10 protein-coding genes are annotated in these 12,289 nt (G+C 42.2%); 3 read left to right on the top strand and 7 right to left on the bottom strand.

The window, feature by feature from the left end; all coding sequences use genetic code 11:
- Positions 1-330: 330 nt before the first annotated feature.
- On the top strand, positions 331-2,673 hold the full coding sequence (locus DACSA_RS08475) for a metallophosphoesterase (protein WP_015229355.1): 2,343 nt from the start codon (positions 331-333) through the stop codon (positions 2,671-2,673).
- Positions 2,674-2,780: 107 nt separating this feature from the next.
- Here the strand turns inward: DACSA_RS08475 and DACSA_RS08470 are convergent, their stop codons facing one another.
- From DACSA_RS08470 to DACSA_RS20505, 6 genes are all read right to left on the bottom strand, one after another.
- Complete coding sequence (locus DACSA_RS08470) at positions 2,781-3,287, bottom strand: MogA/MoaB family molybdenum cofactor biosynthesis protein (RefSeq protein ID WP_041235397.1); 507 nt, start codon at positions 3,285-3,287, stop codon at positions 2,781-2,783.
- Positions 3,288-3,328: 41 nt separating this feature from the next.
- On the bottom strand, positions 3,329-3,718 hold the full coding sequence (locus tag DACSA_RS08465; RefSeq protein ID WP_015229353.1) for a YraN family protein: 390 nt from the start codon (positions 3,716-3,718) through the stop codon (positions 3,329-3,331).
- A 216-nt stretch (positions 3,719-3,934) separates the two neighbouring features.
- Complete coding sequence (ppk1, locus tag DACSA_RS08460; protein WP_015229352.1) at positions 3,935-6,106, bottom strand: polyphosphate kinase 1; 2,172 nt, start codon at positions 6,104-6,106, stop codon at positions 3,935-3,937.
- Between the two features lie 90 nt (positions 6,107-6,196).
- Positions 6,197-6,652, bottom strand: a complete 456-nt coding sequence (locus tag DACSA_RS08455) for an NUDIX hydrolase (RefSeq protein ID WP_015229351.1) — start codon at positions 6,650-6,652, stop codon at positions 6,197-6,199.
- 413 nt (positions 6,653-7,065) lie between these two features.
- Entirely contained in the window at positions 7,066-8,448 is a 1,383-nt protein-coding gene (argH, locus tag DACSA_RS08450; protein ID WP_015229350.1) for an argininosuccinate lyase, read from the bottom strand.
- 130 nt (positions 8,449-8,578) lie between these two features.
- Positions 8,579-8,800, bottom strand: coding sequence for a hypothetical protein (locus DACSA_RS20505; protein WP_156800721.1), 222 nt, complete (start codon positions 8,798-8,800; stop codon positions 8,579-8,581).
- 190 nt (positions 8,801-8,990) lie between these two features.
- On the opposite strand from DACSA_RS20505, the gene DACSA_RS08445 reads away from it, so the two are divergent.
- Both DACSA_RS08445 and DACSA_RS08440 read left to right on the top strand, forming a co-directional pair.
- Entirely contained in the window at positions 8,991-10,163 is a 1,173-nt protein-coding gene (locus tag DACSA_RS08445; protein ID WP_015229349.1) for an RNA-guided endonuclease TnpB family protein, read from the top strand.
- A 77-nt stretch (positions 10,164-10,240) separates the two neighbouring features.
- The gene (locus DACSA_RS08440) at positions 10,241-11,380 is read left to right on the top strand and encodes a SpoIID/LytB domain-containing protein (RefSeq protein ID WP_015229348.1); all 1,140 of its coding nucleotides are present in this window, start codon (positions 10,241-10,243) and stop codon (positions 11,378-11,380) included.
- On the opposite strand, the gene DACSA_RS08435 is transcribed toward DACSA_RS08440, so the two are convergent.
- Positions 11,370-11,774, bottom strand: coding sequence for an NIL domain-containing protein (locus DACSA_RS08435; RefSeq protein WP_015229347.1), 405 nt, complete (start codon positions 11,772-11,774; stop codon positions 11,370-11,372). The genes DACSA_RS08440 and DACSA_RS08435 overlap by 11 nt on opposite strands.
- Positions 11,775-12,289: the final 515 nt, after the last annotated feature.

The raw sequence follows: 12,289 nt of genomic DNA, 5'->3' as shown, positions 1-12,289 counted from the left end.
TAAACTCAGAACGTTCTCATCTTCGTTGAAGTAGGTTAAGATTTCTTTATCTAAACGTATAAAAAAAATTAAAAGTTTCAGAATTACTTCAGGAAAATCTCATAATTTTGCTGTAGTTGTTCTGGAGCAAAAACAACTTTTTCGTTGTGTAACAGCAACTTATTAAAGAGTTTAATTTTTTAAAATCAGATAACTAAAAATTTAATTGTTTCATAATCGTTTATTAAACTTGTAGTGCCATAGTAAACAAAGTTCCAGAATTACTCAGGAAAATCTCATAATTCTGCTGTAGTTGTTCTGGAGCAAAAACAACTTTGGAGGTTTTTAATCATGTCCTTCCGCGTTAATCCTTATCTGCAACAGCCTTCCAGCGAGGGGATGCACTTTACTTGGTTCACTGAAGAGGATACTTCAGGAGAAATCACCATTACCGGACCGGGATTGGACAATCCCCTTTCTTTTAACACTGATCCAACGTTCGAGTCTGTACTCAGTTACACCAATGCTGAATTAAACCAAGAAATTGATGGCTTAGAACAAGGGTCATGGTTATTAGGCGATGAAAACTATAAGCACACCGTCGATGTTAGCGGTTTATTGCCCGATCGCACCTACCAATACACGGTGACGGTTGGCGATGAGGTGTTTGAAGCCAGTTTCCAAACTGCACCCACTCAAGACAACTGGGATCAAATTCGCTTTTTTGCCCTCTCTGACAGTGAAACGGAACCGCGCGGTCGTGTCCGTCGTCGGGATTGGCAGCAAGGGGCGTTAGATTCTGAATCTGAAGATCGCCCAGCTTTAGAAGGGAGTCAGTGGGCGGATACATTAGGGGTCAGCGGCGATCGTCTCAACTATCCCCTGACAGAAAACGTCGGCTACCGCAACAATCTTGAAATCATTAACAGTCGGGAACCAGATTTCATGATGATGCCGGGAGACTTAGTCCAGGGCGGCGGTTACCAGCCCGGCTGGGATGAATTTTTCCGCCACAATGCAGGGGAATTTGACAGTGGTTTATCCGAATATCCGATCTTACCCGCCCTTGGCAACTGGGAAAACTACGGCGCACTCAATGGCGGATATGGCACAGATGACGAGGGACGCTTTGGTCCAAAATTCGGTCATGACAAGTTCCACGCCTACTTTGATGCCCCTCCCAATGGTACGCCTGAGCATCAAGACAACTATTATCGCATCGACTACGGTCCCATCACCGTGCTTACCCTCGACACTTCCAATGGAGAACCGGATGACAGTCGAGACAACTATGGGGGAGAAGGACAACCTCCGAAAATTAGCGGCCGAGAATTTACAGAACCTGGCACTGACACCCAACAAAACTATACTCGCGAACAGTATGAAGCAGCAGGGGGAACAGATTTAGCGGACTTTAACCCAGGTAGCCCGCAATGGAACTGGGCGATCGAGCAGTTAGAAGACGCAAGAGAACAAGGTCAAATTATCTTTGCTCAATTCCACCACGTTCCCTACTCCAGCGGTACTCACGGTCTTCCCATGAACCATGAGGATTCCTCAGGTCAAGGAGGAACACCGATGCGACAATATCATCCCCTCTTTGAAGAGTACGAAGTGGCTGCGGTTTTCTCAGGTCACAGTGAGATGTTTGAGCGTAGCTTCGTGGATGAAGATGGCGATGGGATTGGCGTTACTTACTATGATGTTGGGGTTGCTGGCGATGGAATGCGAGGAGAACGCACTGATGAGGAGGGTAATCTTCTCAGCTACAATCAGTTTAGCCAATGGACAGCCGACCAAAGTGAACCTGAACTCTGGGAAGAAGTGAATGGTGTTCTTCAAAATGTTGCCGGTGGTAAACACTATGGTCACTTAGAAGTTAATCTGCAACAAACAGACGAAGGAGCAGAAATTACCTTAACCCCTGTCTATAGCTTCCCCACCTTGGATTCTGATTATAACTTGGTAGATACCGAGCGCCGAGTTTACGGAGATGAAATCACCCTCCAGACTAATGCTGACGGAACCTTACAAGGCGCTATTTCTGGCTCTGGTTCCCCTGCTTTCGGTAGCTTACAAGATGACACCCTCGAAGCTGGCGTTGATTTTGACGGCGAAGGCAATCTTGTCTTCAGTGGAGAAGGGAATGATTCCATTGAAACCTCTACTGGTAACGGTGGTAATCGCCTCTATGGTGGCAGCAATAACGATGAATTGGTTGCTGGTAGCAACGATCGCGCTTTTGGTGGTGCTGGCAATGATATCATCGAGTCTTCCCTCGGTCGTGAAAATCGCCTCTACGGTGGTGCTGGCAACGATACGGTGAATGCTGGTTATGAAGACCGCATCATGGGTGGCGATGGCGATGATCGTCTCTTCCTCTCAGAAGGTCAAGTTGAAGGCGGTGGCAAAAATCTGGTCACTGGTGGTGCTGGCGCTGATCAGTTCTGGATTGCCAACGCACAAATTGCCGCCAATGCTAACGAAATCACTGACTTTATCTTCGGTGAGGATGTCCTCGGAATTGGCGGAATTGACTCCGTTGCTGAGTTTGCTGACTTGAGCCTTACCCAAGATGGTGCTGATGCGATTGTCAGTGTTGGAGATAATGATGTCGCCCGTCTCCTTGGCGTTAATGCTGATGAGTTAACTGCTGACAACTTTGCAATTCAAGCGACAACAGAAGTGGCTTAATACCATTTTCAAAAAGTTAGGTTACAGTATATCCCCCCTAACCCCCCTTTGAAAGGGGGGAATAATTGGATGGTGTGTAGCGCCAATTCTTCACGCATGGTATGATTTTATTGATGATCAAGCTGTTTCACTAAATGGACTAATTCTGGTAGGATTAGTTTTTCTAAGCCTAATTGAACAGCTTTTGTTGAACCTGGAAGAGAGAAGATTAACTGGTTAGAATAAACGCCAGCGATCGCCCGTGATGCGATCGCTCGTGATCCGATTTCTTGATAACTTAAATAGCGAAATAACTCCCCAAATCCAGGTAACGTTTTATCTAAAACTTGCGCCAGTGCATCATAAGTGGTATCTCTGGGAGCGATCCCTGTTCCTCCGTTACAGATAATCACTTCTAATGTTTTTTGTTTTCTCAGTGTTTTTAGATGATTAATAATTGCTTCTGGATCATCTTTGAGAATTGTATAATCTTGGATTTGATGACCGTTTGCTTCTAGTTTTTCTTGGATTAATTGACCGCTTCGATCGCTCTCTTTGCTGCGAGTATCGCTGATGGTGACGATCGCGCAGTTAATGCTAATTAATGCTCGATCGGGGTGAGGTTGGGATGACATCATTTTTACTTTTCTTGTTGTCTAAAATGTTTAAATTCTTCCTATTCAAAAATTCCTTTTAAGTAACTCACTAAAGTTAACTCATAGCTGTTTTCGCCTCGATCAAAATTAGAAACCTTTTGAGCTTTAACTAAAGCTAAATCAAAGCGACAATTAACATGAGAATAAGCGGGATAATGTGATAAAAACATCTCGGCTGCGCGGTAGAGTTTAGCTTGTTTTTGAGGAGTAATTGCTAACAAACCATTCTCATCCCAATTATTGCTTTGACGGGTTTTTACCTCTACAAAAATCAAACCAGAATGGTAAGCCACTAAATCCAATTCTCCCCAACGACAGCGCCAACGAGAAGCGATAATTTCCCAACCTTGACGTTTTAGCCATTGCGCCGTAAATTCCTCTCCAAGTTGACCAAGATTTGAGCTTACCATAACTTATACCATGCGTGAATAATTGGCGCTACATACCAACTTATTATTCCCCCCTTTCAAAGGGGGGTTAGGGGGGATTGATTTGTCTTACCAAGGGGGATTAGGGGGGATTGATTTGTCTTACCAAGGGGGATTAGGGGGGATAAATTATTCCCCCCTTACAAAGGGGGGTTAGGGGGGATTGATTTACAATTCTTATGAGATTACTATATTAATTTAAGTCACTGTAGAAGATTGTAAAGCCATTTGCATCAAGATTTCATGGGTACTTCTCACTTCTTCATTTTCTCCTGGTTGTCTTTGCAAATAATGACCATCAGGTTGTAATTCCCAAGCCTGACGATTATCAGAAAGCATAATTTCCAGAATGTTTTTTAAGTCTTGAAATATATTCGGATCATCAATGGGAACGACTGCTTCGATACGTCGATCTAAGTTTCTTTGCATCCAATCGGCGCTACCAATGTAGAGTTCCTCTTCCCCATTATTATAGAAGTAGAAAATGCGAGAATGTTCCAGAAAACGTCCGATAATACTAATAACACGAATGTTCTCACTCACTCCCTCAACTCCAGGACGTAAACAACAAATTCCCCGAATAATTAAATCAATTTCTACTCCCGCTTGTGAGGCTTCGTAGAGGGTTTGAATAATCTTTGGGTCAACCAAGGCGTTCATTTTAGCAATAATATAAGCCTTTTCTCCTTTTTTCGCTCGATCGCGTTCTCTTTGAATTAAAACAAGCATTCGATCGCGCAAACTCACTGGTGCGACTAATAATTTCCGATACGATCGTTGACGAGAATGTCCTGTCAAGAAATTAAACAAATCAGTAAGATCAGCGCCTAACGCTTCCCGACAACTAAACAACCCTAAATCCGTGTACAGTTTCGCCGTTTTCGGATTATAATTTCCCGTCCCAATATGAACATAACGATGAATTTTATCTTCTTCTTGGCGCACCACTAACGCCGTTTTCGTATGGGTTTTTAAGCCCACAATTCCGTAAACGACATGAACCCCCGACTTTTCTAATTTTCGCGCCCAAACAATATTATTTTCCTCATCAAACCTTGCTTTCAACTCTACTAAAACCGCCACTTGTTTCCCATTTTCTGCCGCATTAATCAGCGCATTAATAATCGGAGAATCGCCAGAAGTTCGATAAAGTGTCATCTTAATTGCTAACACTTTCGGATCAGCTGCGGCTAACTCAATAAACTCTTGTATAGTCGCGCTAAAAGAATGATAAGGATGATGAACATATAGGTCAGATTTCCGAATTTCCCCAAAGAAACTTTCGCTTTTTTCCTCTACCGAAAGAGCGCCCTCTGTTTCTTCTGTATCCCGATAACGTTGAAATGGTGGCGGTACAATTGCTGTCCATTTTTTATCTTTTAATTCGGGTAAAGGAAGCTCCATAAATGACATCAAATCTCCTAATCCTAATAACCCTGTAATTTGATGAACATTTTGTTCCTCTAACTTCATTTCTCGACTTAACATTTCTCGGACATGGTCGGGGGCTGAATGATGAATTTCCATCCGAACCACTGAACCTCCCATCCGACGTTTACGAAGTTCTTTTTGAATGGCTAATAATAAATCATCTGCTTCGTCTTCTTCGACCGCAATATCAGCATTTCTAGTAATCCGAAATGGATAACATTCCTGAATCGTCATCCCTGGAAATAGTGCTTCTAAATGATGAGAAATAATTTGTTCGAGAGGGATTCCTGTCCAAATTGCTGGTTTTCCTTTTTTATTGTGAACCCCTAATTCTCTGGGAAGTTGAACAAAACGAGGTAACACTTTTGGGACTTTAATACGAGCAAATAATTCGTCATCTGTTTCGGGTTGACGCACTACAACTGCTAAATTCAAACTAAGATTAGAAATATAAGGGAAAGGATGTCCAGGATCAACCGCAAGCGGCGTTAAAACAGGGAAAACATGATCTTCATAATAATTTTGTAAATAGGTTCGTTGTTCGACATTGAGATCAGCATAGTTTAATAAATGTATCCCTTCTTCTGCGAGTAATCCTCTTAAAACTTCTTCAAAATGTTGATCTTGTTTCAAAATCATGGGACGCAACCGTTCACTAATATCTGTCAATTGTTGTGAAGGATCGCGTCCGTCGGCGGTTAATTTATTGACATTTGCTTCCACTTGCTGTTTTAATCCCGCCACCCGTACCATAAAAAATTCGTCTAAGTTTGAGCTAAAAATTGCCATAAACTTGAGACGTTCTAATAAGGGTGTACGCGGATCAACTGCTTCATTGAGAACACGCTGGTTAAACTCTAACCAACTTAACTCACGATTAAAATAATATTCGGGGTCTTTGAAGTTAATGGTGGGAGTTTCACTTTTAGATTTTGCCATGATCCAGCCTCTCTTGCTTGGGAATGCGCTTTGATTTTATCTTAATTTGTTATTGCTCATTTGTTGTCTGAAATGTAAAAAATCTCCTTTCTAAGCGAGTGTTGTTTTTCCTTCTAGAAAGTCTTTTAACTGACGTTCATGATCATGTGCTAAATCACCAAAAGGTAAGGTTTCTGGGCTAAAGGCTTTTGCTTCGGAAATTTCTAAATTATCTTGTACGGCTAAATTTCCTTGTACGTCCGCTTCCACTAAAATACTGATAGAATGAATCCTCGGATCGCGATCGCGCGCTGAATAAACTCCCACTAAGCGCCGAATTTCGATGATTTCTAAACCAGTTTCTTCCCATAATTCTCGTTTGGCGGCGGTGGAAACGTCTTCTCCCCAATCAATGATTCCCCCTGGTAATCCCCATTCTCCTGTATCTTGGCGACGCACTAAAACAATTTCACCATTCTCTAAAATTGGAACAATGGTCGCGCCAGTAATGGGATGACGGAAAATGATTCCTAAAACTGTAAAGACGAAATTTGAAAGTTGATTCATAAATCTATGATAATATCACCTTGATTTGTCCCCAACCCCCAATAATGGGGGCTATAGGATTTTTTGCCACTGCTATCTCGCTTGATCTGGTGCTTGCTTTCCCCAAAAAAACTGAATCTTGAGGATTTTCAGACGGTTAATCAACTTGTTTATCCATTAAGTTCCCCCAAACTTGGGGGCTAGGGGGCAACATTTACAACCAATTTAAGATTGCTACATCCATTAAATTCTACTAAATTTTGGGGGTTAGATCAGGTTCAGGTCATTCCTTATAATTGCTGTTGGGTTTCGTAAACTTCACCCAACCTACATTTTATCTAACTGATTGCTGTTGGGTTTCGTAAACTTCACCCAACCTACATTTTATCTAACTGATTGCTGTTGGGTTTCGTAAACTTCACCCAACCTACATTTTATGTGGTTAATGTTTTCGCGATTTCGATCGCGTTTCTGACTTCTTTAAACCCAGTTCCACCGTAACTATTTCTCGCGGAAACAACTTGTTTCGGGGTAATGGCTTCATAAATATCATTTTCAAATTGGGGATGAATCGCTTGCCATTCTTCTAGGGTTAAATCTTTTAATAATTTTCCTGCAGCTAAACTGGTTTTGACAACTTCTCCGACTAAATTATATGCTTCTCGAAAAGGAACACCTTTATTGGCTAAATAATCAGCAACATCAGTCGCATTAGAAAAGTCTTCCGCTACGGCTTCCTCAAGACGTTGTTTCCGAAATTCTAACCCTTCTGTTAAGAGAATGGTCATCGCTTCTAAACAGCTTTCTGTGGTTTTTACGCTATCAAATAAGCCTTCTTTATCTTCTTGTAAGTCTTTATTATAAGCAAGGGGTAAACCTTTCATTACCATCAACATTCCCTGTAAATGTCCACAGATACGTCCAGTTTTTCCTCGGATTAATTCTGGGACATCTGGATTCTTTTTTTGTGGCATAATACTAGAGCCAGTGGCACAACTATCTTTGAGGGTGACAAAATTAAATTCTTGAGAAGACCAGAAGATAATTTCTTCGCTAAAACGAGATAAATGTACCATGATTAAACTTGCGGCGTTGAGAAATTCAATGACAAAATCTCGATCGCTCACGGCATCTAAACTGTTACGATAAATATCATTAAAACCCAGTTCATTAGCAGTATAATCTCGATCGATGGGAAAAGTCGTTCCCGCTAAAGCGCCGCATCCCAAAGGAGAAATATTGGTTCGTTTGGCGACATCCCCTAAACGTTCCCAGTCCCGTTGTGCCATTTCCCAGTATGCTAGGAGATGATGAGCTAAACTGATCGGTTGCGCTCGTTGTAAGTGGGTATAACCTGGAATCAGCGTGTCAATGTGGTTTTCTGCGAGGTTGAGTAATGCTTGCTGATAGTGACGCAGATTAGCGCGAAGATGAGTGATTTTATCTTGTAAATATAAACGCAGATCAGTTCCTACTTGGTCGTTGCGCGATCGAGCGGTATGAAGTTTTTTCCCCACCTCACCAATTTTTGCAGTTAAACGATGTTCTACCGCAAAATGAACATCCTCCTCGTTAATATCGGGGTGAAATTCTCCGTTTTCATATTCGGTTAAAATCTCTTGTAATCCTTGAACTAATTGAGTTGCTTCTTCCTCACTAATAATGCCTGTTTTTGCTAACATTTTGGCATGAGCGATCGAGCCTTGAATATCGTAAGGTAAAAGAATAATATCAAAAGGAATACTGGCGTTAAACGTTGCAATCATGGGATTTAACGCCGTTTCAAACCGATTACTCCAAGTGTTAGTTTCTGTCACGATAGTTTTAATTTCTCCCTAAAAAAAATAGTCCCACTAAAATAGGATTAAAAGAAACTGAATTATACATAATTTCGTCTTTGCTTAATTGTAAACTCAATCTGGAGTTAGTCATAGTGAGTGCTTAAAGTCAAGACTGACCACCGTAGGTTGGGTGAAGCCAAAAGCGTAACCCAACACAAGCCGTAGGTTCGGTGAAGCCAGAAGCGTAACCCAACACAAGCCGTAGGTTCGGTGAAGCCAAAAGCGTAACCCAACACAAGCCGTAGGTTGAGTAAAGCCAAAAGCGCAACCCAACACAAGCCGTAGGTTGAGTGAAGCCAAAAGCGCAACCTAACAAACCTTTTATCATTACCTGATATCAGGGGGTTGTTAACGGCAAATCTCTCTTGGATTAAAATCAAAAGCGCTATAAATTTAACAGAGTGTGAGCGAGAATTCCCCAATTGAGCGCGAAGCGAATTGGGGTGAAGCGCGAACTTAGAACACAGACCAACAAATTTGTGCTACAATCGTTTTATCACTAAAAGTTTTGTTGAATCATGTTGAGAGCGACTAAGGTTAGAATCTACCCTACAAAAGAACAAGAACAGCACTTAGCAAAGAGCTTTGGGTGTTATCGCTTTTTGTGGAATCATTCTCTTAACCTGACCAATGAAACTTATAAGGCAACAGGAAAAGGTCTAAACCGATTCGCTATTCAGAAAGAGATTAAAAAGCTAAAACAAGAATACGAATGGCTTAAAGAACCTTATTCCCAATGCTTACAGTTAGTAGCTCTAAACCTATCTCGTGCTTTTATTAACTTCTTTGAAGGTCGAGCCTCTTTCCCTAGCTTCAAGGCTAAACATCGTAAACAATCAATCACTTACCCTCAAAATGTTTCTTTAGTTGATAATGGCTTAAAGTTTCCAAAAATGGGAGTTGTTTATGCTAAAATCCATAAAAAAATTGAGGGAACAATTAAAAGTGTCACGGTGTCTCTAAATTGTCAAGGACATTATTATGCTTCAATTTTGACGGAAGATGGGAAAGAGATTCCTGAACAATCTAGTGAAGGAAAAGCCATTGGAATTGATTTAGGAATCAATCATTTCGCGATTACCAGTGATGGTTCTAAATTCGAGAATCCCAAATGGTTAGAGAAACACGAGAAAAACCTAAAAGCAAAACAAAAACGTTTATCTAGGAGACAGAAAGGTTCTAACAATCGAAATCAAACTAGAAAGCAGGTTGCCAGAGTTCATAAAAAGATTGCTGATTGTCGGTTAGATTTTCATCACAAGCTATCACGCAGGATAGTTGACGAAAACCAAGTTATTTGCGTTGAAAATTTAGCTGTCAAAAATATGGTCAAAAATCACAACTTAGCTAAAGCAATTAGTCAGGTGGGTTGGGGTCAATTTTGTACCATGTTGAAATATAAAGCAGAATGGGAAGGAAAAATCTATCAAGAAATTGATCGTTTCTTTCCAAGTTCTAAAACTTGTCATGTTTGCCTGAATCAAGTAAAAAGCCTGACCCTTGATGTTAGAAATTGGCAGTGTGAAAAATGTCAAACTAATCACGATAGAGACATAAACGCTGCCATCAATATAAAAGAAGAAGGACTGCGTATTTTGACCTCTGGAACGGGGGTGACCGCCTATCGCCCAGATGTAAGTCGAGATAGTAGGGGTCGTAAGACTTCAACTGTGTCGCAGTCTGTTGGGTAGGAAGCGCAAAGCGAGAGCGAAGTGGCTTTGCGTAGTTCACTGGTTAATGCTTAATTTGAATGTGGGAGTGTTCGGAAATGATATTTTCTCAAGCGCAAGCAATGGGTAAACCCTTAACAACCTTGCTTTCCAGTCTGTTTTTATGGTTATTATTGTTAGCACCAGCACAAGCTGCAACTTTCCTCAAAATTGCCCTCAAAGAGGATGTTAAACAAGTTGCGGTGGGAAGTTCGACTGATGCGGTAATCAAAGATGCGGCGGGAAATCCTGTGGGGAAAATTGACGGGATGAGTAGTTGGCGCGCGGTTAGTCGGAAGAATCAGGTACAGTTGGAAAGTTGGACGGGAAGCCAATTATGGATTGATCCGCAAAAGAATGGATACGTTTGGATCGGCGATCGCTGGTATCGTGGGGAAACGCAGTTGGTTAATGATGGGTCTGATCTGACGGTGATTAATCGGGTAGAATTAGAGGACTATCTTTATAGCGTGGTTGGGGGTGAAATGCCCACCAGTTGGCCGATCGAAGCCCTAAAAGCCCAAGCAGTCGCCGCCCGATCCTATGCTTTACATGAAAGTAACCGTTCTGGAAATCAACTCTACGATTTAGAGAGTACCACTGCTTCCCAAGTTTACAAAGGGATTAAAAGTGAAACCCGCAGTACCCATGAAGCAGTGAACAGTACAGAAGGACAAGTTTTAACTTACGGTGGGAAGCCAATTTTGGCAGTGTTTCATTCGTCTTCGGGTGGACATACAGAAAATGTCGAAGATGTCTGGAGTCGTCCCTTACCTTATCTCAAAAGTGTCGTAGATTATGATCATACTGCTCCTGTTTATGAATGGCAAAAAGCCTTGTCGGGAAGAGAGATCGGTTATCGTTTGGGTAATGTGGGAAGCGTTCGATCGATCATTCTTCAACAAGTGACTCCTCAAGGACGGATTAAACGTTTAAAAGTTGTGGGTGATCAAGGGAGTAAAACCATCAGTGGTCAAACCTTTCGCAAGGCTCTCGATTTACGCAGCACCCTATTTCAGGTTGATGGTAATACTCAACGTTTTATTATTTCTGGACGGGGTTTCGGTCATGGTATCGGTTTAAGTCAGTGGGGGGCGAATTATTTGGCAACACAGGGGGCAAATTATCGCCAAATTCTGGGGCATTATTATCAAAATGTAAAATTGTCCCTGATTGACACCGAAGTGGCTAGAAATTAGTAGAAATCGCCTGTACGGGACAGGTGGGAATACACTGTTCACAAACCACGCAGCGCGATCGGGTAAAATTGAGCTTAAAGGTCTCTGGATCGAGGGTTAATGCTTGCGTGGGACAAACCCCCGTACAGAGTCCACAATCAACACAACTCTCTTCATCAATCACAATCTCTCGACTTGCCAAAGAAACAGTGATCTGTTGTAGCCCCATCCACTCGATCGCCGCTTCAATTTCATCAATATCTCCTAACAACTCCACAACTAACTTACTGGTGCGATTAGGCGCAACTTGGGCGCGAATAATATTACTGGCGACATTAAAATCTTTCGCCAGACGATAAGTCACTGGCATTGGAACTCGATTTTTCGGGAAGGTTAATGTCACTCGTTTTTTCATCTGTTTTCTCGGGGAGACTCCACTTGTCAGCTTATCTGAAATCTCTAAATTTTTGCGACCATTTTAGAAGTTACGCACTTGCCCCCTAAATCCCCCAAGTCTTGCCCCCTAAATCCCCCAAGTCTTGCCCCCTAAATCCCCCAAGTCTTGCCCCCTAAATCCCCCAAGTCTTGCCCCCTAAATCCCCCAAGTCTTGCCCCCTAAATCCCCCAAGTCTTGCCCCCTAAATCCCCCAAGTCTTGCCCCCTAAATCCCCCAAGTCTGGGGGACTTTCTAATACTATTTTTTAGCAGAAAAAGTAGGTTGGGTAGAGACGTTCCATACTTCGACAAGCTCAGTAACAGGAACGTCTCCACGCGAAACCCAACAGCAACTATAATCAATTACCTAAACCTGATATCAGGGGGCGATAATTCCCCCAAACTTGGGGGTAAGGGGGCGATAATTCCCCCAAACTTGGGGTAAGGGGGCGACAATTCCCCCAAACTTGAGGTTAAGGGGGCGACAATTCCCCC

The organism is Dactylococcopsis salina PCC 8305 (assembly GCF_000317615.1).
GTDB classification, from domain to species: domain Bacteria; phylum Cyanobacteriota; class Cyanobacteriia; order Cyanobacteriales; family Rubidibacteraceae; genus Halothece; species Halothece salina.
Note: the sequence above shows the minus strand (reverse complement) of the source record. Positions and strands in the feature narration are given on the sequence as shown.